Annotated in this window: 17 protein-coding genes; 8 read left to right on the top strand and 9 right to left on the bottom strand. The window is 57.0% G+C overall.

Annotated features, from left to right (window positions below):
- Positions 1–2: 2 nt before the first annotated feature.
- Both MHX53_RS01200 and MHX53_RS01195 read right to left on the bottom strand, forming a co-directional pair.
- The gene (locus tag MHX53_RS01200) at positions 3–986 is read right to left on the bottom strand and encodes a LacI family DNA-binding transcriptional regulator (RefSeq protein ID WP_102239061.1); all 984 of its coding nucleotides are present in this window, start codon (positions 984–986) and stop codon (positions 3–5) included.
- Complete coding sequence (locus tag MHX53_RS01195; protein WP_239270956.1) at positions 983–1,960, bottom strand: LacI family DNA-binding transcriptional regulator; 978 nt, start codon at positions 1,958–1,960, stop codon at positions 983–985. The genes MHX53_RS01200 and MHX53_RS01195 overlap by 4 nt, the downstream gene beginning before the upstream one ends.
- A 158-nt stretch (positions 1,961–2,118) precedes the next feature.
- Here MHX53_RS01195 and MHX53_RS01190 point away from each other — a divergent pair, with 158 nt between their 5' ends.
- Complete coding sequence (locus tag MHX53_RS01190; protein ID WP_239270955.1) at positions 2,119–2,910, top strand: SDR family NAD(P)-dependent oxidoreductase; 792 nt, start codon at positions 2,119–2,121, stop codon at positions 2,908–2,910.
- A 20-nt stretch (positions 2,911–2,930) separates the two neighbouring features.
- On the opposite strand, the gene rlmB is transcribed toward MHX53_RS01190, so the two are convergent.
- Positions 2,931–3,851, bottom strand: a complete 921-nt coding sequence (gene rlmB / locus MHX53_RS01185) for a 23S rRNA (guanosine(2251)-2'-O)-methyltransferase RlmB (protein ID WP_239270954.1) — start codon at positions 3,849–3,851, stop codon at positions 2,931–2,933.
- Between the two features lie 2 nt (positions 3,852–3,853).
- A complete protein-coding gene (cysS, locus tag MHX53_RS01180; RefSeq protein WP_239270953.1) occupies positions 3,854–5,305 on the bottom strand; it encodes a cysteine--tRNA ligase in 1,452 nt (483 codons plus the stop codon).
- A gap of 176 nt (positions 5,306–5,481) precedes the next feature.
- Here cysS and MHX53_RS01175 point away from each other — a divergent pair, with 176 nt between their 5' ends.
- The 7 genes from MHX53_RS01175 (at position 5,482) to MHX53_RS01145 (ending at position 13,843) form a co-directional block, all read left to right on the top strand.
- A complete protein-coding gene (locus MHX53_RS01175; RefSeq protein ID WP_239270952.1) occupies positions 5,482–7,053 on the top strand; it encodes a sodium-dependent transporter in 1,572 nt (523 codons plus the stop codon).
- Positions 7,050–7,160 (top strand): methionine/alanine import family NSS transporter small subunit, encoded by a 111-nt coding sequence (locus tag MHX53_RS01170; protein WP_102239056.1) that lies wholly within the window; start codon positions 7,050–7,052, stop codon positions 7,158–7,160. The genes MHX53_RS01175 and MHX53_RS01170 overlap by 4 nt, the downstream gene beginning before the upstream one ends.
- Positions 7,161–7,218: 58 nt before the next feature.
- On the top strand, positions 7,219–8,322 hold the full coding sequence (locus MHX53_RS01165) for an S-(hydroxymethyl)mycothiol dehydrogenase (RefSeq protein WP_239270951.1): 1,104 nt from the start codon (positions 7,219–7,221) through the stop codon (positions 8,320–8,322).
- The gene (locus tag MHX53_RS01160) at positions 8,306–9,019 is read left to right on the top strand and encodes an MBL fold metallo-hydrolase (RefSeq protein WP_239270950.1); all 714 of its coding nucleotides are present in this window, start codon (positions 8,306–8,308) and stop codon (positions 9,017–9,019) included. The genes MHX53_RS01165 and MHX53_RS01160 overlap by 17 nt, the downstream gene beginning before the upstream one ends.
- Before the next feature lie 50 nt (positions 9,020–9,069).
- A complete protein-coding gene (locus tag MHX53_RS01155) occupies positions 9,070–10,698 on the top strand; it encodes a Na+/H+ antiporter NhaC family protein (RefSeq protein WP_239270949.1) in 1,629 nt (542 codons plus the stop codon).
- 21 nt (positions 10,699–10,719) lie between these two features.
- Positions 10,720–11,619, top strand: coding sequence for a sucrase ferredoxin (locus tag MHX53_RS01150; protein ID WP_239270948.1), 900 nt, complete (start codon positions 10,720–10,722; stop codon positions 11,617–11,619).
- A gap of 127 nt (positions 11,620–11,746) precedes the next feature.
- Positions 11,747–13,843, top strand: a complete 2,097-nt coding sequence (locus tag MHX53_RS01145; protein ID WP_239270947.1) for a 5'-nucleotidase C-terminal domain-containing protein — start codon at positions 11,747–11,749, stop codon at positions 13,841–13,843.
- An 84-nt stretch (positions 13,844–13,927) separates the two neighbouring features.
- Here MHX53_RS01145 and MHX53_RS01140 read toward each other — a convergent pair whose 3' ends face one another.
- Genes MHX53_RS01140 through kdpA form a run of 5 tightly spaced genes read right to left on the bottom strand, consistent with a single transcriptional unit; the run spans position 13,928 to position 21,473 of the window.
- Complete coding sequence (locus MHX53_RS01140; RefSeq protein WP_005881804.1) at positions 13,928–14,611, bottom strand: response regulator transcription factor; 684 nt, start codon at positions 14,609–14,611, stop codon at positions 13,928–13,930.
- Positions 14,608–17,163, bottom strand: a complete 2,556-nt coding sequence (locus MHX53_RS01135; RefSeq protein WP_239270946.1) for a DUF4118 domain-containing protein — start codon at positions 17,161–17,163, stop codon at positions 14,608–14,610. Before MHX53_RS01135 ends, MHX53_RS01140 begins: the two co-directional genes overlap by 4 nt.
- Before the next feature lies 1 nt (position 17,164).
- A complete protein-coding gene (locus tag MHX53_RS01130; protein ID WP_239270945.1) occupies positions 17,165–17,752 on the bottom strand; it encodes a potassium-transporting ATPase subunit C in 588 nt (195 codons plus the stop codon).
- 11 nt (positions 17,753–17,763) lie between these two features.
- Positions 17,764–19,839: a potassium-transporting ATPase subunit KdpB gene (gene kdpB, locus MHX53_RS01125; protein ID WP_239270944.1), complete on the bottom strand. Its 2,076-nt coding sequence runs from the start codon at positions 19,837–19,839 to the stop codon at positions 17,764–17,766.
- A complete protein-coding gene (kdpA, locus tag MHX53_RS01120; RefSeq protein ID WP_343212332.1) occupies positions 19,836–21,473 on the bottom strand; it encodes a potassium-transporting ATPase subunit KdpA in 1,638 nt (545 codons plus the stop codon). Before kdpA ends, kdpB begins: the two co-directional genes overlap by 4 nt.
- Between the last annotated feature and the right edge of the window lie 347 nt (positions 21,474–21,820).

Here is a 21,820-nt window from a genome sequence, read left to right as displayed (position 1 = left end):
CCTTAGCGCTTGCGGATCGGTTTTTCTGAACTGCGCAAAACAAGCTCAGGCGACATGGAGTAGGCCGGCATGTAACCGGGGCGGCTGAGCATGGTTTCGAGCATGCCTACAGCTGTTTCGGCGACAGCCTGCCAGTCGTAGGTGACTTGGGAGATGGGTGGGTCCAGAACATCGGCGTCACGGATGTCTCCCACCGTCAAGAGCGACACGTGTTCGGGGACGCTCAGACGTTCACGCCGGGCAGCTTCGAGGAGCCCAAAGGTCAACGACGGCGATGTCGCGATCACTGCGGTGCAGTTGGCCGTCAGCAGTTTTTGTGCCGCATGAATACCCGCGGGGAGGCCAGGTTCAGCCATGGCGACCGGGGCTTGGTCGCGGGTCGCCGAAATGTGCAGGAGTTCAGCGAGGCGTTTACGGAATGTCGAAATACGGGCAGCCGCCGCGCTGTTTCGTGGAACCGCCAGCCCAATCCTGGTGTGCCCCAAGTTCACTAAATGGCTCAGTGCCGTGTCCAAGGACGTCGTGGGGTCCAAAACAATCTGCGCGGTTTCAGCGTAGGTGGACTGGGCAATGCGCAAAACCCGGATGCCCTCTTCTTGCATGCGGACCGCCTCGGGCCCGGCAGAGCTACCACCCAACACCAGAGCGCCTTGGATCCCAGACCGGGTCAGCAAAGGAGTAGCCGAGGGAATTCCAGGGCCGGCGAGAACCCTGACCGCTGCCCGACCCACGTCAAACAAGCGTTCCGAGACGTGAAGAAACAGGGTTTCGTACGGGTCGATGTCGCTTCCCACAGGAACTGCTTGTACCACCGCAATTGCAGAAGACGACTCGGGCGTTGTTCCATAGCCCAGCGTGCGAACAGCGGTTTCCACCGCCCGAACAGCAGACTCACTCACCGACGACTTCCCACGAAGGACGCGGCTCACTGTAGCGACGGAAAGACCGGAAAGTTCAGCGATGTGTTTGAGAGTGGGTCGGCTCATGAGCGACCTGCCGAGGTTGATCCGCGGGCAATGAGTTTGGGGCGGAAATTGGGGGGTACTGACATCATGTGTTCGCCGGGAATATGTAAAACGGTGCGTGTGGCTGCCGCGAGCGCTTGTGCCATGGCTACAGTATCCAGCGAAAGGACAGTTGCAGGTGGGCCCGTGTACTGGGTCGTCAGGCTGTCGCCGATCCCCACCACGGAAAGGTCACGTGGCACGGTGAGCCCGCGCTTGCGGATTGCATCCAGAACACCAAAAAGTTGTAGCTGTCCTTGCACAATAACGGCTGTTCCGCCCGCGTCTTTGAGGCGCAGAGCCGCGTGGATTCCGCCGGAGTATGACTTGGATACTCGGACGATCCAGTCGTTGGCATCACCTAAGTGGCGCATGGGGTGTTCGGCGAGGAACCGTGCTGCGAGCAGGTCCGCGAGTTCGCCCGTGTCTTTACACACCAGGCCGATCTTGCGGTGCCCCAGGTCGGTTAAGTGTTCAAAAGCCAAGCTCAGGCCGGTAGCCAGATCGAGTTTGGCGGCAATGGTTTCGTTAGCAGACGTACTGGGGCTGGCAAACGACGTTTCATCGAACCGGACCACGGGCACACCTACATCGAGGTGTGTGAACGTGGGGGTAACGACGAGTCCGGCACCAGCGCGAATCGAAGTTTCCAAGGATCCCAGGTGGGTGTCGATGAGCGGAGTCATGGTGAGGATCCCGTGCGACTGCAGTTCCGCGTTGACCAGTCGGCTGACTTCGAGCTGCCAGTGTTCGGGGCCCTGTGGGGTGGCCACAGCGATGAAGCGTGCGTCATTGCGCGGGAGGAACGTGGAACGCGAGTATCCCACTTTGTGCGCAGCGTCGAGAACCTTTTGGCGTGTTGATTCGGCGACAGTGCCACGGTCAGACAGCACGCGAGAAACGGTCGTGACAGAAACACCGGCAGCGTGGGCCACGTCCTGGATGCGCACTGTCATACGCGTAGTCTACGAGATCGCCGTTTGCATGGTCATGTAACCGCACTGCCTATGACACGGATGCACGGAACGGCATGTGGACACTCTTCCGTGAGCCTAGTCACTAAACGTAGTGTTGTTTCATCGATAGCACCGATCACATGCGAAAGGCCCCAGTCATGACACACGTCCCCAACATTCCGAACCTATTCAGTATGAGCGACCGCACGGCCGTTGTCGTGGGCAGTGGTTCCGGTCTGGGACAGGTTTCAGCGCTGGGCCTAGCCGATGCCGGTGCGCACGTTATCTGCGCGGACCTCAACACTGAAGCCGCCCAGGCCACCGCTCAGATCATTGCAGAGCGCGGAGGTTCGGCTGAATCGTTTACCGTGGACATCACCGATACGAGCAGTGTCGACGCGCTCGCCCAGTCGTTTGCCGATGCTCACGCATTGGTGATCACGCCAGGGGCAAACGTCCGTAAGCGCCTGCTGGACACCACGGATGACGAGTTCGATCGCGTGATCGACATCAACCTCAAAGGAACCTATCGTCTGATGCGCGCGTTCGGTGACAACATGCGCGAACGCGGCCGGGGTTCGATCGTCACCTTTGCGTCGTTCCGTGCCGAGGTCGTTGAACCTGGGCAGGGTCTGTACGCCGCGGCGAAGGCAGGGGTTGTTCAGTTGACCAAGACGCTTGCGAGCGAACTCGGTGGTTCGGGGGTCCGCGTGAATACGATTCTGCCCGGCCCGTTCGACACACCGTTGACCGCCCAGATCAAATCCGACACCGAATGGTGGGACGCGTATGCCAACAAGACTGCAGTGGGCCGATGGGGTCACTTGCACGAAATGGCAGGCCCCGTTTTGTTCTTGGCGTCTGACGCGTCGACGTATGTCACTGGTACGCCCCTGCTGGTAGACGGTGGCTGGATGGCCCACGACGGGCGTTTTTCGCCGCGCGTCTGACCTCAGCGCACAGGCGCACCTCAGAGCATGCGCGTTCGCGCCACCTCGTACAGGGCGACTCCTGCCGCAACTCCCGCGTTGAGCGATTCGGTGCTTGCGCTGATGGGGATCGACACAATCTGGTCGCACTTTTCACGCACCAGACGCGAAAGGCCTTTACCTTCTGACCCCACGACCAGACACACAGGTTCGCGAGCGAGCTCCAGTTTGGGCAGTTGTACGTCCCCGCCCATGTCCAGGCCAAGAACGAACACGCCGTTCTTCTTGAGGTCGTCAATAGCCCGGGACAAGTTCACAACCTGCGCTACCGGGATTCGGGAAGCTGCCCCCGCCGAGGTCTTCCACGCTGCCGCTGTCATGGCGGCTGCGCGGCGTTCTGTGATGATGACGCCGTGTCCGCCAAACGCTGCCGTGGAACGGACGATGGCTCCGAGGTTGCGAGGGTCGGTGATTCCGTCCAACGCTACGACGATCGGGTGTTCCGCACGGTCGCGGGCAAGGGCCAGCAGGTCGTCCGGGTGCGAGTACTCGTACGGTGGAATGTGAAGGGCGACACCCTGGTGGATGGCGCCGTCAGTGATCCGATCGAGGTCGGGTTTCCCGGCTTCAAGCATGGGGATACCCCGGTCTGACGCGGCTTCGATGATGGCGCGGACCCGCTCGTCGGCGTCAATCCGGCGAGCCACGTACAGGGTGGTAGCGGGAATTCCTTCACGTAGGGCCTCGAGAACGGAGTTACGCCCGGCCACCATATCGGAGCCGTGCTCCTTCTTCTTTTTGCGTGCTTGCTGCTGTGCCGCCCGCTTGAGTCGTTCTTGCTTTGCCTTGTACGCCTTGTGGTAGACGCGGTCTTCGGCCTTGGGCGTGGGGCCCTTACCGGCGAGCGCACGGCGTCCGTGCCCTCCGGTTCCTTTGCGAGCGCGTGATCCTGGTTTCGACATGACTAGTCCTTTAAGTGGTAGCGGAATCCATCCGCGGTGTCTTCGATGACAATGCCTGCTTGCGTGAGCTGATCGCGAATCGCGTCAGCGGTTGCGAAGTCTTTTTCCTTTTTGGCTTCGAGCCTGCGTGTGGCGAGTTCGGATACAAGCACGTCCAGCGCCTGGGCGGCGGCGTCTGCACTGTCACCGGTTTCTGCCCACGCTGGCCCGGTGGGGTTGATTCCCAACGTGTCGAGCATCGTTTCGACCGCCACCAGTGTGTGCGAAAGTTCTTCGCGGTTGGCTGACGCGCCGGCTTCCAAAAGTTTGTATCCCTGGCTGACATACTCAAAAACCACCGCGAGCGCCCGAGGTGTACTCAAGTCATCGTCCATGGCCTGAGCGAACTCTGGTGCCACGTGGCCGGATTCGTAGCCGGTCTCGAAGGACACGACGGCAGGTGCCGCGTCCCCAAGTTCGGTTCGGGCCCGCGTGAGGAAGTTTGAGATGCGTGTGACCGCCGCCTGTTGTTGTGCCACGTTCTCCCGGGTGAACTCCAGTTGAGATCGGTAGTGGCCCGAGGTGAGAAAGAAGCGCACGAGTAGTGGCGAGTATTCGTCAAACAGGTCGTGGGCAAAAATTGAGTTGCCCAAGGACTTGGACATCTTGTTGCCATCGACGCTCACCAACCCGGAGTGCATCCACAGGTTTGCGAACGGGTCTCCCGCCGCGTTGGACTGTGCCATTTCGTTTTCGTGGTGGGGGAAACGCAGATCGCGTCCGCCTCCGTGGATATCGAACTGCGCACCCAAGTATTTGGTGCTCATTGCCGAGCATTCAATATGCCAGCCGGGACGACCTCGGCCCCATGGCGTTTCCCATGACGCTGTCACGGGGTCCGAATCCTTGTGGCCCTTCCAGACCGCGAAGTCACGCGGGTCGCGCTTGCCACGCACGGGCGCGTCAGCTGCATCTTCCATGCTGTCTCGGTCTTGGCGGGTCAGCGATCCGTATTCGGGCCACGAGGCGGTGTCGAAGTACACATCCCCAGAGCCGTCTTGCGCGGGATACGCATGGCCTGCTTCGATGAGGCGGGCGATCAGGGCAATCATCTCGGGAATGTGCCCGGTTGCGCGTGGTTCGTAGGTAGGTGGTGCGACTCCGATTCGAGCGTATGCATCCGTAAACACTTGTTCGTAAAGGAACGCGTGGGCCCACCACGGGCGACCCTCATCAACGGACTTGGAGAGGATCTTGTCGTCAATATCGGTGACGTTCCGAACCAGGGTGACGTCAAAATTCCGGAAGGTCATCCAGCGACGCAACTGATCGAAAACAACTGCTGAACGCATGTGCCCAATGTGAGGAGCCCCCTGAACAGTGGCACCACATACGTAGAGGCTGGCACGCCCTGGGTTCACGGGAGCGAAAGGCTCTAGCTTGCGGGTCTTCGAGTTATACAGCTGAATCGTCACGCATCAAGTGTACTTAAACACTGAACTTGTCTACGATGTGGGATTGAATTACAAGGACGTGATTCACACTATATATTTCACGTTCTGTTGGCCCCGCGAAGTTCGCGGGGTTTAATCACGTGCATTGCACATTTCTGTGCAGTTTTACGGACAACACAGGTTTAAAAGGACAGTCGATGAAACAAGAAACTTCCTCTCAGCCGCGCCAGGTGTTTAACTCACAGTCGGCGTTCATCATGGCTGCGATTGGATCGGCCGTAGGGTTGGGAAACATTTGGCGCTTCCCATACGTCGCATATGAAAACGGTGGCGGCGCGTTTATTCTGCCTTATTTGATCGCGCTCCTCACCGTGGGAATCCCGTTTTTGTTCTTGGACTATTCGATCGGTCACAAGTTCCGTTCGTCCTCGCCTCTGAACTTTCGTCTTTTGAATCGCGGAACCGAGCCGATCGGCTGGGTTCATGTGGGAATCGCTTTTGTGATTGCCGTTTATTACGCGGTCATTATTGCGTGGGCTATTTGCTACACCTTCTTCTCTATCAATCAGACCTGGGGTGACGACGCGGAAACGTTCTTTGGCTCCACATTCCTTCAACAGTCGACGGAGTCCACGTTCAGTCTGCAACCGGTGCTGGGAGTTTTGCTCCCGCTTATTGCGGTGTGGGTCATCACGCTTCTCATCCTTGTGGGTGGTGTGCAAAACGGAATTGCGCGTGTGAGCAAGATTTTCTTGCCCGTCCTGATGGTGCTGTTTTTAGCATTGGTCGTTCGTTCACTCATGCTGCCGGGGGCAGCTGAAGGGCTCGACGCGTTCTTTACCCCTAACTTCAGCGCGCTGACGGACCCTCATGTGTGGATTGCCGCGTACGGTCAGATCTTCTTTTCACTATCAGTGGCGTTTGGGATCATGATCACCTACGCGTCGTACCTCAAACCGCGCACGAACCTAACCGGCTCTGGGATGGTCGTTGGATTCGCTAACTCCAGCTTCGAGATCTTGGCAGGAATTGGGGTTTTCGCGGCTCTGGGCTTCATGGCCCACCAGACGGGAACTCCTGTCAGCGACGCGGTTGCAGGTGGGCCGGGACTTGCGTTTGTTGCCTTCCCATCCCTCATTTCGCAAATGCCCGGCGGATCTATCTTCGGAATCCTGTTCTTCTTGTCCTTGGTGTTCGCCGGCCTGACATCCCTGATCTCGCTGGTTCAGGTCGTCACAGCGGCGGTTGCAGACAAACTTGGCATTTCACCCAAAACCTCAACCATTGTTTTTGGTGGTGTGATGGCAGTGGCGTCATGCGTCCTCTACCCCACAGTCACGGGTATGAGTGTGTTGGACGTGGTTGATGCGTTCATCAACAACTTGGGCATCGTGGGAATTGCTTTGGTTGTTCTCATTTGCCTGGCATGGGTGATCCGCACCCTGCCCATGTTGCGCGATCACCTCAACAAAGTCAGCAGCTTCAAAGTGGGCTGGACCTGGATGGCCTTGCTAGGTGTTGTCACCCCGCTGGTATTGGGTTACATGTTCATTTCGTCCACATATGACATGGCCACTAACGGCTACGGCGAATACCCCGGATGGTTCGTGGGCGTATTCGGCTGGGGCATGGTCGCCGGGCTCGTGGTTTTCGCAGTCGTCCTGTCGCTGATCCCATGGCGAAAGGGAACGGTTGAGGCAGCACGTGCGCACCACGATGAAGCTCAAAAAGAAATCAGTAGCGCAGACAATCAAGGAGACCCCGCATGAGCACACCTGCAATCATCATGATGGTTCTGGCCATCGCTACGCTGTGGGGTGGCTTGGGAGCTGCGATCGTACATTTGATGAGACATCCAGACGCTTCTGGAAGCTGAACGCGATTCCTACATAGACTGGCTTTAGACACATAGTCGATCACGCATAGGAGATGACGTGCCCACGACAGTTAAAGGCGTTGTTGCTAAAGCCAAAGGACAGCCGGTCGAACTCGTTGACATTGTGATTCCGGACCCTGGACCAGGCGAAGTCGTAGTCGACGTGAAGTCGTGCGGTGTGTGCCACACAGACTTCCACTATCGCGAAGGCGGGATCGGTGACAACTACCCGTACCTGTTGGGCCACGAATCCGCAGGAGTCGTAGCCCAGGTAGGCGAAGGTGTCACAAATGTGAAGCCCGGCGACTTCGTTGTTCTCAACTGGCGTGCGATCTGTGGTGAGTGTCGCGCGTGCAAGCGAGGCGAACCGTGGTATTGCTTCGACACCCACAACGCAACGCAGAAGATGACTCTCACTGACGGAACCGAACTCGAAGCCGCTCTGGGGATCGGCAGTTTCGCAGACAAGACCTTGGTCGCCGCTGGCCAATGCACCAAAGTCGAAGAAACCGATCCGGCAGTCGCGGGTCTCCTGGGCTGCGGCGTCATGGCCGGCCTGGGAGCGGCCATTAACACCGGCGGAGTCACCCGCGGCAAATCGGTCGCAGTGATCGGTTGCGGAGGCGTGGGAGCAGCCGCTGTTGCAGGAGCACGTCTAGCCGGCGCTTCCCCCATCATCGCGCTCGACTTTGACGACCGGAAACTCCAGTGGGCAAAAGACCTGGGCGCCACTCACACGATCAACTCGAGCGACCTCGGCGAGGATGACATAGTCAAAGCCGTCCAAGAACTCACCGGTGGCTTTGGTGCCGACGTCGTCATCGACGCGGTCGGTGTGCCAGACACGTGGCGCCAGGCATTCTATGCCCGTGACCTCGCGGGAACTGTGGTTCTCGTGGGTGTTCCTACCCCTGAAATGGAACTCACCGTGCCACTGCTCGACGTCTTTGGCCGAGGTGGTTCGCTGAAGTCCAGCTGGTATGGCGACTGCCTTCCTGAACGCGACTTCCCCATGTACATCGACCTTTTCAAACAAGGACGCCTGCCACTGGACAAATTCGTCTCTGAACGCATCACCATTGACCAAGTAGAAGACGCATTTGCCAAAATGGGACGCGGAGAAGTCCTACGATCGGTGGTTATCAATGACAGCACGAATTGAACGCCTCATCACGTCCGGCACGTTTTCGCTTGACGGCGGAACGTGGGACGTGGACAACAATGTGTGGGTTGTGGGGGATGATGCCGAGGTCGTTGTCGTCGATCCTGCCCACGACCCTGAGCGCGTGTCTGACCAGGTGGGAACGCGTTTTTGTGAACGTATTCTGCTCACGCACGGCCACGACGACCATATCCGCTACGCGCTTGAGACAAAGGACGCGTTGGGTGGAATCCCCGTATGTCTGAACTCGGAAGACTCCATGTTGTGGGACGCTGTTTTCCCCGACGTTGAGCCCGATGAAAACATCTCCAGCGGCAACACGTTCAGCATCGCCGGGCTCGAGTTACAAGCCCTGCACACTCCGGGCCACTCCCCCGGATCCACGTGCTTCTTCATCGAAAACGGACTCACGCTCGCCCAGTTGCCAAACGACCTCGGGCAGGCTGTAGACCAACTTCGCGAGGAGCTAGGTGAGAACGCCAGCGCTCCGGTTCTACTGTCCGGCGACACGCTGTTCGCTGGCGGCCCGGGAGCCACGGGACGGTCGTATTCGTCCTTTGAAACCATCATTGATTCGATCCGTTCCACACTGTTTGAGCTCCCGGACTCAACGGTGGTTCTGACAGGTCACGGCGACGCCACCACAATCGGTGCTGAACGCCCTCACCTGAGCGAATGGATCGCCCGCGGGCACTAACCCCACTAAACTGTCTATATCGACTTTCATGAACAAGGGAGTTAGCGTCCGTGGTTGACCAATATCCAATCCTCACCATCCTTCCGCCCGTCATCGCAATTCTCAGTGCGATCATCACTCGGCGGGTCCTTGTAAGTCTCGGGTTGGGTGTGGTTCTCGCTGCTCTTCTCGTCGAGAACTTCAATCCGCTTGGCACGCTGTCACAAATTTGGTCAGCATTCGCCGTTATCTTTTGGGACTCAGAAGCGGGTCGTGTGAACACCGACCAGGTATTCAACCTGATCTTCTTGGTGGTCTTAGGCGTCATCACGGCTTTGGTGCTCATGGCCGGGGGTACCGAGGCGTTTTCGGACTGGGCAGTTAAACACATCAAATCGCGCCGTGGAGCCAAACTGCTCGCCGCGTTCTTAGGAATCGCCATCTTCATCGATGACTATTTCAACGCGTTGGCCGTGGGACAGGTCGCCCGCCCGGTATCTGACCGGTTCAAGGTTTCGCGCGCGAAACTCGCGTACATCATCGACTCGACTGCTGCGCCTGTTTCGGTCCTTGCGCCGTTTTCCAGTTGGGGCGCGTCGATTATTGGACTCATGGCCCCCATCATCGCGGCGGCCGCGGTAGCGCCCAACGGTGTCATGGGCTTCTTGGGAGCCGCGGCCGCTAACTATTACGCGATAGGCGCGATTGTGGCGGTGTTCCTGGTCATCCTGTTCAGCCTGGAAGCCGGACCCATGCGACGTGAAGAGCGCAGGGCACTGGCCAAGGGTGAAATGTTCGCAAAAGACGCCGAGATCCCCGGTGAACTTTCCGAAGATCTCCCGGTCTACCGCCCCGGGGCGCTCCGTTCTTTGATTGTTCCGTTTGTGTTCTTGGTTGTTGGTGTAATCGGCGCCATGTTCGTGACCGGGTACATGGAAAGCGGAAGCGCCAACCCCATGGACATGCTTGCCTCAACCCTGGTGCCTAACTCGCTTCTCTACGGAGGCATTGCGGGTCTGATCGCTGCCGTGTTCTACTACTTCCGCTACACACGTAACCACGACAAGTTCAACGCTGGAACGCTGTTCCAAGGAATAGCCGAGGGCACCAAGTCCATGCTTCCGGCAATCTACATCTTGATCCTCGCGTGGATGTTGGGAACTGTGGTCGAAGCTTTGGGAACCGGTGAGTACCTGGGCGGGCTCGTTGAGAATGCGGGAATCCCCACCCAGTGGCTGGTTCCGCTCATGTTTGTCATTGCGGCAGCGATGGCGTTTGCTACTGGAACGTCCTGGGGTTCGTTTGGTCTGCTGATTCCACTTGCCGGTGACATCCTGCTGGCAGTGGGGGCAACCGACATGGTGATCCCTGCCCTGGGCGCCGTTCTTGCCGGTGCGGTCATGGGTGACCACTGCTCACCTATTTCTGACACCACCATTTTGTCGTCCACGGGTGCCGGCTGTGAAGTGGTCACTCACGTGCAAACGCAGCTTCCATACGCCCTGGCAACGGCAGTGGCCGCTCTTCTGGGTTATGTCTCCGTAGCGCTCACGCACCAGGTGTGGGTAGGTATGATCGTCACGCTTGTGGTTCTCACCGGCCTGATCCTAGCTGGTGTGTGGCGATGGACGCGTTTGGAAAAGATTCACGGCTTCGAACTTGATGAAGAACCTATGGCCTCCGAAGCGAGCGAAGCATAGTTTCACGTAAAGGACTAGTGCATGACAGCGTGCTCTGACTTTTTTGATGAGCCTCTTCCTGGGACTGCCCTTGAGGCGACCCGGTGGGTATGTGTGGAGTTCAGCCACGGCTGGGGGCATGATGCTTTGGACGGCCATGCCTTGGGCGAGGAACTTGCTTCCCGAATCAAAGCCCACATGAACGCGCACAACGCGCGGTTCCAGTTCATTCGCGAACCTGGCGCTGGCGGTCAAGACTCAGGCGGTCACCGCGTCCTCATCGCCGAGTCGGCTCCGGGCCGGGAAGCTCTGTACTCCACCACTATCGGCAGCGTCGAGGACCTTTTATCCTTGAACCTGTCCCATCCGGAATCGATTCCGGGCGCAACTGCCCTCGCCTCCCCCGTCGCCCTGATCTGCACGCATGGCAAGCGCGACGTGTGCTGTGCACTCAAAGGTCGCCCGGTTGCAGCGCTCCTTTCGCAGCACGCCAGCGGGTCAACGGACGGTGCAGACGCGCCGGAAACCACCTCGGCCCGGGTATGGGAAACCAGCCACACGGGCGGGCACCGGTTCGCACCTGCCATGATCGTCCTCCCTTGGGGATTCACGTACGGGCGGGCGAGCGCGCAAGCGGCACGCCAGATCTGGGATCTGGCGGTTGATGGTCAGGTTGAGTTGGATCTGCTGCGTGGGCGCAGTGCGTTTTCGAAGCCGGGGCAGGCCGCCGAGGTGGCAGTGCGGTCTCGCTTTCACCTCACCGGGGTTGCCGATGTGGTTGCGGTGGAGAACACGAGCGAGTCGGTGTTCCGGGTCGTGTGCGCAGATGGAAACGCCCACTCGGTTGAGGTTGTGCAGACAGTGAGCGACTTACCCGCGCGTCCTGCAACGTGCGGCAAGGGTAATAAAGAGGTCAAGGTTTTTCGCGCTCGACTTTTGTGAGCGAGTCTGTGTGAGAGGCGTCGGTAACGATCCTTAACCACGGATTAAACAACGTGTAACCAGAATCACCGTTTTCACATTTTAGACTCATAGAGTCCTCAAAATCTCTACGAAAAGAGCCTCTGAGATGCGAATTCGCACCCTTGCCGCCGCTGTTACAGCGTGCGCGATCACTGGAAGCCCGGTAGTTGCACTGGCGCAGCCGGCACCGGAAAACCTTGACCTGAGTTTCCTTGCAACAACCGACGTGCACGGACACATTTACGACTTCGACTACTTCACAGACCAGCCGTACCCTTCCGACGACTCACTTGGCCTGACCCACGTGAACTCAATCGTGAAGAAGGTCCGCGCTGACCGTGGAGCCGACAAGGTTTTCGTCTTCGACAACGGTGACAGCATCCAGGGCAGCCCGCTCACCAGCTACTACGCCAACCAGGAAAACATCCTGAAGACTGGCAAAGAGCACCCCATGGCTACCGCGAACAACATGATCGGCTATGACGCTCAGGTTGTCGGTAACCACGAATTTAACTACGGGCTCGAGTTCCTTGAGCGTTACCAGAGTCAGGTCGACTTCCCACTTGTGGGCGCAAACGTCATTGACGACGCGACCGGCGAACCGATGTTTGACCCGTACACCATCGTTGAACGTGAAATTGACGGGAAGACCGTCAAGGTGGGTGTCGTTGGTGTGACGCCTCCCGGCTCTGCAGTGTGGGACAAGCAGCACCTAGACGGCAAGGCGCACTTCGATGACATCGTGTCCTCTGCGAAGAAGTGGGCTCCTAAGGCGAAAGAAGCCGGCGCTGACGTCGTGGTCGCCCTCGCCCACTCCGGTAAGGACCCGGAAGGTTCCACATGGAACCCCAAGGCAAAGACGGACGACCTTGCCACCTCGGTCGCCCGCGAGGTACCCGACATTGACATTGTGATCGCAGGTCACTCTCACCAGGATGAGCCTGAAGAGTACGTCAAGCAGGTAGACGGCACTCAGGCACTGGTGACGCAGCCTAAGTTCTGGGCTCGTTCCGTCTCCGAGGTGGGCCTCTCCCTGGTGCCAAACGACAAGGGAGGCTTCGAGGTTGACTGGTCGGAAGACAACAAGCCCAAAGTCACCCCGCACTACTCGGGAGAAGCGCCTGAGGACCAGGAACTCAAGGACGCGCTGAAGGTTCCACACGAAAAGACCATCAAGCACGTGAACAAAGTGGTTGGTCAGGCGACCGAAACCATGAGCGCAAAGACCTCGCGTTACGAAGACACCGCAATCGTGGACTTCATTTCCCACGTGCAGGCCGACACTGTTCGCAATGCCCTCAAGGACAGCGAATACAAGGACTTGCCGGTGATTTCGCAGGCGTCACCATTTAGCCGTACCGCAGAGTTCAAGAAGGGCGATGTCACGATCCGCGACGTTGCCGGCCTGTACGTGTACGACAACACGCTGTCGGGTGTGAAGATCAACGGTAAGCAGCTGCGTGAATACCTCGAATGGTCGGCGCGCTACTTCAAGCAGGTCGACGAAGGCGCCGAGTTCAACCCTGAAGAAGTCACCAACGCGCCAGACACGGAACGCGGACGTGACATTCCAGACTACTCATACGACGCTGTCACCGGTTTGAAGTACGACATCAACATTTCCAAGCCGGTTGGCGAGCGCATCGAGAACCTGCGTTTGGAAGATGGCTCTGAGCTCAAGGACTCCGACGAGTTCATCATGGCGATCAACAATTACCGCGCGTCCGGTGGTTCGGGTTACCCGGTAAGTGACCTGCCCGAGGTGTACAACGACCAGATTGCGATCCGCGAGGCGATCGTCGACTGGACTGTGAAGAACAAGACCATCGACCCCAAGGACTTCTTTGTCGAAAGCTGGTGGCTGACCTCGTCGACCCGCCCAGTTGAAGACGAACCTGGCGAAGAAAAACCAGGTGAGGAAAAGCCTGGCGAAGAAAAACCAGGTGAGGACAAGCCTGGTGAAGACAAGCCAAGCGAGGACCCAACTGAAGGCTCACCAACTGACAAGCCTTCCGAGGACGCTCCTTCGCAGAAGCCGGGTGACGACTCCAACGATTCTGACGGCTCTGACAACGAAGCTGGCAATGATTCCTCGAACCCGCTGCCACGTACAGGTGCGCAGATCGGTGTTGCGTTGGGCGTCGGTGTTGCCCTCCTTGCAGCAGGTGCCGTGATCTCGGTAGCTACTCGTCGCAAGAACTAAGCAACCACGAAAAACTGAATAGCATAGGCGGGGCTGATCAGAGATCAGCCCCGCCTTCACGTCATTGGTCCCGGTTATACCTGGTCAGTCGTCGCCTTGAACAAAGCGGTACCCCATGCCCGGTTCCGTAATGAAGTACTTTGGCGTTGCAGAATCAACTTCGAGCTTCTGCCTAATTTGTGACATGTAGACGCGCGCGTAGTTGCTTTCCTTTTCATAGCCCTTTCCCCATACGTGTGTCAGTAGTTCTTCCCGGCGGACCAAACGATTAGGGTGGCGTGCCAAGTAGCCGACGATCTTCCACTCGTGTGGGGTCAGACTCACCTGTTCTCCTGACACCGCCACGATGTTGCGGGCCAGGTCAATCGACAACCGGCCGTCGGAGGTGACGACGACCGGTTCGGCCGTTTCTTGCGGAACACGACGCAAGTTTGCTCGCAGTCTGGCCAACAACTCACCTAACGCGAATGGCTTAGTGACGTAGTCGTCAGCACCGCGGTCTAAAGCCTCGATTTTTGATTGCGTTTCATGTCGCGCTGTCACCACGATGATCGGAACTTGTGACCAACCTCGGATTCCGTCAATGACGTCTAAACCGCTCATGTTCGGAAGTCCAAGGTCAAGCAAAATAGCTTCGATCGGGTGATCTGACGCCAAGGTAAGCGCCTGCTCCCCCGTGTTAGCAGTAAGCACCTTGTAGCCACGCGCAATGAGATTTACTGCCATTGCACGAGACAGGGTCGGGTCGTCCTCAACAATGAGAATCACAGCGTACTCCTTGTCGTCATGTGATCTGATACAAACGGTGCGGGAGTGACTTTTCCGATGGGCAGAGACAGAACCATCGTGAGTCCACCTCCAGGGGTGTCATCGGCGACAAGTTCGCCACCGATTCCTTCGGCTAGCCCTTTCGCGACGGCAGCGCCTAGCCCAAGTCCACGCGAGTTGGTGGTGTCACCCAGCCGAGTAAACGGGGTAAACAGTTGTTGTTTCGCTTCATCGCTGAGACCCGGGCCAAAGTCAATGACACGAATTGCTACTCGGTCTCCCTCTCGCGCCGCATCGATCTTCACTCCATTTCCTGTATGTTTAGTGGCGTTCGACAACAGGTTTTCCAGAATGCGCTCCACCAAACTTGCGTCGGTTTTGACCAGCGGCAGGTCGTGGGGAACCGCAATTTCAAGCGGTTCAGGTTTCAAAGTGGGGTCCATGTGATCGACAGTGCGGGCCACCAGTTCGTTGGGCCCAATAACGGATTCGTTGATACTGAGTGTGTTCGTTTGCACTCGTGACATGTCCAAAAGGTCAGCCACGATCCTGTCGAGCCGATCAGAGGATGCTTCAATCGAACGCAACAGCTCAGCTTGCAGATCTTTTGGCAGGTCCACATCATCGAGAAGTAGACCGGAAACTGAGGTTTTAATCGTTGCCAGCGGCGTCCGCAGATCGTGTGAAACGGCACTGAGTAATGCTGTACGAATCGCGTTCGCAGCTTCCAACTGGCGGGCTTGCAAGCGCGCTTCAGTCAGCTGCGTCTGAGTCATGAGACCAACGAGACGTCCCGTGTACGCGTCCAATACTCTCTGTTCACTCGCATTGAGCGGGCGCCCTGCCAACAGAAGTACGTGGTGGTCATCCAGAGTAAACGTCTCATCGGCTTCGTTTGCTGACGTGAGCTCCTTCCCCGAACGGTATTCCGTTACAAGACTCTTGTTGTCGTCGAAGTAGCCCAAGGTGACGCTGTATTGGCCAAATGCTTGAGAGATCTTGTCCAGAATGGCCTGGATATCAACACCTTCGCGAATCACTGATCCTGCCAGTTCGGTCATGAGCTGTGCGTTAGCACGAGCCGTTCGTGCTTCTTGCGTCCTCCGCGCGGCCCCGTCAACAACACGTGCCACGAGAGCTGCAACCACGATGAACACGAACAACAAGAAGATGTTTTCCGGTTCAGCGATCGACATGGTGTGCAAAGGCTCAGTGAAGAACCAGTTGAGTAATCCGGTTCCCACAACAGCGGATGCGAGCGCCGGCCACAGTCCCCCGACAAGGGCAACAACCACAACCACCAGGACATAAGCCATGCTCAAGGTGGAAAACGCGACCACTTCATGAGCCTCTGAAATTCCCATCGCTGTAATGCCTGCGATACACACACCGGCCAAAATCCATGCGCTGACCGTGCGTGCTACAGACAGGTTTCGCCGAGGTCGTCGTCGCGGTGGTTGTGGTTCACCGGCTCCGTGGTTCGTCACGATATGGACGTCGATGTCTCCCGCACCGTCGATGATGCGTGAGCTCGTTGGCCGCGATAGTAGCTTCTTGTACCACGGCGTTCGCGAAGATCCGATGACCAGCTGGGTGGCGTTGATGGTATTGGCAAACTCCAAAAGAGTTTCCGCGTAGTCTTCACCCGATAGAGTGTGCCACGTACCTCCAAGGGATTCCGTCAACGCTCTCGCCTGTTGAATCTCTGTATCAGCCATGAGAGGCGCACCATCCGTGGGAACGATGTGAACAACCACAAGTTCACGCCCAGCCATACGTCCCACGATTCGCATACCTCGGCGAATCAAAGTGGGCACGTGTGGTCCTCCAGCAACTGCGACCAGGATGCGTTCACGTGCAGGCCAGGTGGAGTGGATGCCTTCTTCGTTCCGGTACTTCGCTAGACCCTCATCGACTTGATCGGCAAGCCACAGCAGCGCGAGTTCGCGAAGCGCTGTGAGGTTCCCTTTCCGGAAAAACCGCGAAAGGGCAGCATCAGCAGCGGCTGGCTTGTAGATCTGACCTCGGCGTAGGCGGATGCGCAGGGCGTCCGGACTTAAGTCGATGAGTTCGATGTCGTCAGCATCGCGCAAAACCGCGTCGGGAATGGTTTCGTTCTGGACATGCCCCGTAATGTCAGCGACAACGTCGTTAAGCGATTCCACGTGCTGGATGTTTACCGTCGAAATCACGTCGATTCCGGCGTTGAGAATCCTTTCCACGTCCTGCCAACGCTTGCGTGAGCTTTCCGCTCCCACGATCGTGTGTGCAAGCTCATCGACGAGCACTACTTCCGGGCGCCGTTCCAGGATCGCGTCAACGTCGAGCTCGTCATATTCAGATCCTCGATAGAGAACCTTTTTAGTTGGGATAAGTTCCAAGCCTTCAACCTTGGCAGCTGTCCCGGCGCGTCCGTGCGTGTGGACAACGCCAACAACCACGTCGGTTCCAGACTTCGACAAGGAGTGGGCTTCCTCCAACATTGCGTAGGTTTTGCCCACTCCCGGAGCGGCACCCAAGAAAACCTTGAGCGATCCGCGGCGTCCGTTCATTTCAGCCCTTTGCCTTAACCACGTCCAGGTTGAGGGTGTTGACGTTCACTCGTGGACTACCTATAAATCCGAAGATCGACCCGTATGAGTTCTTCTCAACAAGTTCTTCGACTTTGTCGACCGATAGTCCCGAGTTTTTCGCAACACGTTCAATCTGAATGTGAGCATACTCCTTGCTGATATGTGGATCTAGACCTGAGCTGCTCGCTGTTACGGCGTCGGCTGGAACCTCGGCCGGATCGACATTATTTTCTGCAGCGATCGACTTCTTGGTTTCTTCGATGGTTTTCTGCAACTCGTCGCCTACTGGGCTGAGGTTGGAACCACCGGAGGACATTCCGTCGTAGTCACCGGATGATAGACGAGGGTGAAACAGACTTGGGTCATCCGAGGTGTCTTGTCCAATGAGTTTTGAACCGACAGCCTGGCCGTTGTACTCCAAAAAAGAACCGTCCGCACCGTTGGCGTTAAGTCGCCCTACTAGCCAGGTCGCTCCGGGGTAGATGAGCCCCAGAAAGACCAGCAAGACCAGTAATGTGCGGGTTGCTTGAACGGTAGCCGAAACTACCCCTGCGGTTTTCTGTGCCATGAGACTTTCCTTTAGAAACCAGGTAGAAGCGAAACAATCATGTCGATGATCTTGATGCCGATAAAGGGAACGACAAATCCGCCCAGTCCGTACACAACGAGATTGCGGCGTAATAGCTGGTGCGATGTTCCGGGAACGTATTTCACACCGCGGAGCGCTAGAGGAATTAGCAACACAATGATGATCGCGTTGAAGATCACCGCAGATGTGATTGCTGACTCTGGCGAGGACAGGCGCATGATGTTCAGAACATCGAGGCCGGGGAATGCCACCACGAACATAGCCGGCACGATTGCAAAGTATTTTGCGATGTCGTTCGCGATCGAGAACGTCGTAAGGGCACCGCGGGTGATCAAGAGCTGTTTACCGATCTCCACGATCTCAATGAGCTTGGTAGGGTCGGAGTCCAGATCAACCATGTTTCCGGCTTCTTTCGCGGCCTGAGTACCGGTATTCATGGCTACACCCACGTCAGCTTGGGCCAGTGCGGGAGCGTCATTCGTTCCGTCACCGGTCATCGCCACCATGTTTCCGCCTTTTTGTTCGCGACGGATCAGTGCCAGCTTGTCTTCCGGTTTAGCTTGAGCCAGAAAGTCGTCGACGCCAGCTTCACGTGCAATTGCTCGAGCTGTCAGTTCGTTGTCACCTGTGATCATCACGGTGCGGATACCCATCGAGCGCAAGGTTTTGAAGCGTTCGACCATACCCTCTTTGATGATGTCTTTCAGATGAATGGTCCCCAGGACTTGGCGTTTCCCGTTTTCTTCTTCTGCTACGACGAGTGCTGTACCACCGTCATTCGAAATGCGGTCAATCGCTTGCTTGACATCGTCACCAACCTTCACGCCAGACTGCTCGACCCATTTGACCATTTCAGTAGCAGCACCCTTGACGACTTGGTGATTTTTCGACAGTTTGACACCACTCATTCGAGTTTCTGCACTGAACGGAATGAACTCCGCTTGAGCAAAATCAGCTTCCGGAACTTCTTTTAACCCAAGACCGTCCTGGGCCAGTACCACGATCGAACGCCCTTCGGGAGTTTCGTCGGCAAGTGAGGACAGCTGAGCCTTGCGTGCCAACTCGATCTCCGAGACTCCTTCTGCTGCGACAAAGGCTGTGGCTTTTCGGTTACCGACCGTGATGGTTCCGGTCTTGTCCAACAGCAACGTTGTCACGTCGCCGGCAGCTTCCACGGCTTTTCCCGAGGTGGCAAGGACGTTGCGCTTGATCAACCGGTCCATACCCGCAATCCCAATTGCAGACAAAAGAGCACCAATCGTCGTTGGGATCAGACACACCAGCAACGCAATCAGCACGGTGATCGGTTGCTGAGCGTTCGAGTAGTTCGCCATTGGAACCAAGGTGAGAACAACAAGGACGAAAATCAGCGTCAGCACGGACAGGAACGCGCTCAGAGCAAGTTCATTTGGCGTCTTCTGACGGCTTGCACCTTCCACCAAACCAATCATGCGGTCGATGAACGTGTTTCCCGGTTCCGAGGTGATTCTCACCTCAATGGTGTCGGACAGTACGCGTGTACCACCTGTAACGGCCGAGCGGTCACCGCCGGATTCGCGAATCACTGGCGCCGACTCCCCCGTGACCGCCGATTCGTCCACGGTTGCCGCCCCTGCGATTACATCGCCGTCGCCTGGGATTGTTTCACCTGCAGAGACGATGACAACGTCACCGGGTCGCAAGGACGAAGATGGAACTTCTTCGATCTCTCCACTGGGGCGTCGCACACGTCCAGTCGATGCCGTCTGGGTCTTTCGAAGCGCGTCGGCTTGGGCTTTACCCCGCCCTTCGGCAACCGCCTCGGCCAGGTTCGCAAAAACCACGGTCAGGAACAGCCAGATTGCCAACGTAAACGTGAACAGGCTGGGGTGAATGAACCCGAGGACGAGAGTGATGGCCGCACCAACCTCCACGATGAACATCACGGGGGTTCGAACCATGGTCGCGGGGTTGAGTTTGCGGAGCGCCTGGGGCAACGATGCCAGAATCAGCTTTCCACTGATTCCAGAGTGTGCCGAGGCGGTATTCCGGGTTTCAGTTTCAGTTTCCTGAATCTGAGTGGTCATGACATGAACCTTTCAGCAAGAGGTCCGAGAGCAAGTGTCGGAAGGAAGGACAGGCCGGTAATCAGTAAAGCTGTTCCGGCCATGACAACCGAGAAAAGAGGAGTATCGGTGGGTAGTGTTCCCTTGGTTTTTGCCACTGGGGCTTGAACAGACAAACGTCCGGCAAGGCAAAGCACCAGCGCAATTGGGACGAAGCGACCCAAGAGCATTGCGAAACCAAGCGCAACGTTAAAGAACGGGGTGTTTGCGTTGAGACCAGCAAACGCTGACCCATTGTTGTTACCTGCCGACGTGAACGCGTAGAGAACTTCGCTCAAGCCGTGTGGGCCAAAGTTGGCCAATGAGTCACGGGTTGATGGAAGCGCGATTGCGAGACCCGTACCAAGCAGTACAACAACAGGCACGACGAGCGCGTACATGCTGATGAGCTTGACTTCGGTGGGCCCGATTCGTTTGCCCATATATTCCGGGCTACGGCCCACCATGAGTCCGCTGATGAAGACTCCGATGATCGCGACAACAAGCATTCCATACAGGCCCGATCCCACGCCACCAGGGGAAATTTCACCCAAAAGCATGTTGAAGATCAAAAGACCACCGGAAAGCGGTTCGTATGACGAGTGCATAGAGTCTACTGCGCCGGTTGACGTCAGCGTGGTGGCTGTAGCAAAAAGCGTCGATCCCAGAATTCCGAAGCGGGTTTCTTTTCCTTCCATTGCAGCCAGGTTGTTGTCTGCGAAGCTCATCTGAAGGGCAGTGAGGCTCACAAGTGAACCGATGGCCAGAATCGCCATCGCACCAAGTACCGTATAGCCCTGACGCTTGTCACCAACCATGACGCCGTAGGTGCGTGGGAGTGCAAACGGGATCAACAGAATGAGGAACACCTCAAGGAGGTTGGTCCAACCGTTAGGGTTCTCAAAGGGGTGGGCGGAGTTCGCGTTGAAGAAACCACCACCGTTGGTGCCCAATTCTTTAATGGCTTCTTGGCTCGCGACCGGTCCACCTGGAATGGTTTGTTGGCCACCAGCCAGTGTCTGTACGACTTGCGAGCCGTTGAAGTTCTGGATTGCCCCACCCAGAATCAAAAGCACTGCACCTATAAAAGCGATGGGCAAAAGAATACGGAGGCAACAGCGAACGAGGTCAACCCAGAAGTTCCCCAATTTATCGGTTTCGCGGTATGCGATCGCACGAATAAGCACGATAGCCACGACGATTCCAACGGCTGCCGAAATGAAGTTCTGGAAGTTCTGAGCCAGCATCTGGGTCAGATGGCTCATGGTGGTTTCGCCACCGTACGACTGCCAGTTGGTGTTAGTCACAAATGACGTGGCTGTGTTCCACGCTTGATCCGCAGACACTGGCCCCAGTCCCATGTTCATGGGGAGCCACTGCTGAATCCGCTGGAGAATGTACATTCCCAGAACGGAAAGTGCGGAGAGCACCAGAATATTTCGCAGGTACATCTTCCACGTGTGTTGTGCCTCAGGGTTCACACCTGCAAGGCGGTAAATGAAGCGTTCAATCTTCAAGTGTTTCGCACTCGTGAATGTGTGCGCCATGTAGTTGCCCATTGGTACATGCACAACGGCAAGCAGGGCGACCATCAACGGAAGTTGCAAAAGTTCCACTGTCAGTCGAACCTTTCAGGACGGATGAGAGAGTAAAAAACGTAAGCCGTTGTGACGGAACAAAACGCTAACCAGACGATGTCTACGAGGCTCATAGTTTGTTCACCGCCCAACCGAACACACCGACGGCAGCGAAAAACGCCACGGTGAGTGCAATGAAGAGGATGTCTAACACGATTCAGCTTTCTGAGGCATTTCAGAATCCGCGTCGATTCACCTCGGCGCGAAGCCACTCAGTTGAGTGACAGTGAATATCAAAACGCACCCGCACGTTGGGCACTGCGGGTCCTTACGCTTTCTTTACACCTGGCCAGAAATTCTTTACACGCTCTTAATGAGGTGCGCTT

This window comes from Brevibacterium sp. ACRRH (assembly GCF_022346365.1).
Classification (GTDB): Bacteria; Actinomycetota; Actinomycetes; order Actinomycetales; family Brevibacteriaceae; genus Brevibacterium; species Brevibacterium paucivorans.
Note: the sequence above shows the minus strand (reverse complement) of the source record. Positions and strands in the feature narration are given on the sequence as shown.

Bases quoted from the DNA above. Each gene is read 5' to 3' on its own strand.
- MHX53_RS01200 (WP_102239061.1), bottom strand. From the start codon at position 986: ATGAGCCGACCCACTCTCAAACACATCGCTGAACTTTCCGGTCTTTCC.
- MHX53_RS01195 (WP_239270956.1), bottom strand. From the start codon at position 1,960: ATGACAGTGCGCATCCAGGACGTGGCCCACGCTGCCGGTGTTTCTGTC.
- MHX53_RS01190 (WP_239270955.1), top strand. From the start codon at position 2,119: ATGACACACGTCCCCAACATTCCGAACCTATTCAGTATGAGCGACCGC.
- rlmB (WP_239270954.1), bottom strand. From the start codon at position 3,851: ATGTCGAAACCAGGATCACGCGCTCGCAAAGGAACCGGAGGGCACGGA.
- MHX53_RS01175 (WP_239270952.1), top strand. From the start codon at position 5,482: ATGAAACAAGAAACTTCCTCTCAGCCGCGCCAGGTGTTTAACTCACAG.
- MHX53_RS01170 (WP_102239056.1), top strand. From the start codon at position 7,050: ATGAGCACACCTGCAATCATCATGATGGTTCTGGCCATCGCTACGCTG.
- MHX53_RS01160 (WP_239270950.1), top strand. From the start codon at position 8,306: ATGACAGCACGAATTGAACGCCTCATCACGTCCGGCACGTTTTCGCTT.
- MHX53_RS01150 (WP_239270948.1), top strand. From the start codon at position 10,720: ATGACAGCGTGCTCTGACTTTTTTGATGAGCCTCTTCCTGGGACTGCC.
- MHX53_RS01145 (WP_239270947.1), top strand. From the start codon at position 11,747: ATGCGAATTCGCACCCTTGCCGCCGCTGTTACAGCGTGCGCGATCACT.
- MHX53_RS01135 (WP_239270946.1), bottom strand. From the start codon at position 17,163: ATGAACGGACGCCGCGGATCGCTCAAGGTTTTCTTGGGTGCCGCTCCG.
- MHX53_RS01130 (WP_239270945.1), bottom strand. From the start codon at position 17,752: ATGGCACAGAAAACCGCAGGGGTAGTTTCGGCTACCGTTCAAGCAACC.
- kdpB (WP_239270944.1), bottom strand. From the start codon at position 19,839: ATGACCACTCAGATTCAGGAAACTGAAACTGAAACCCGGAATACCGCC.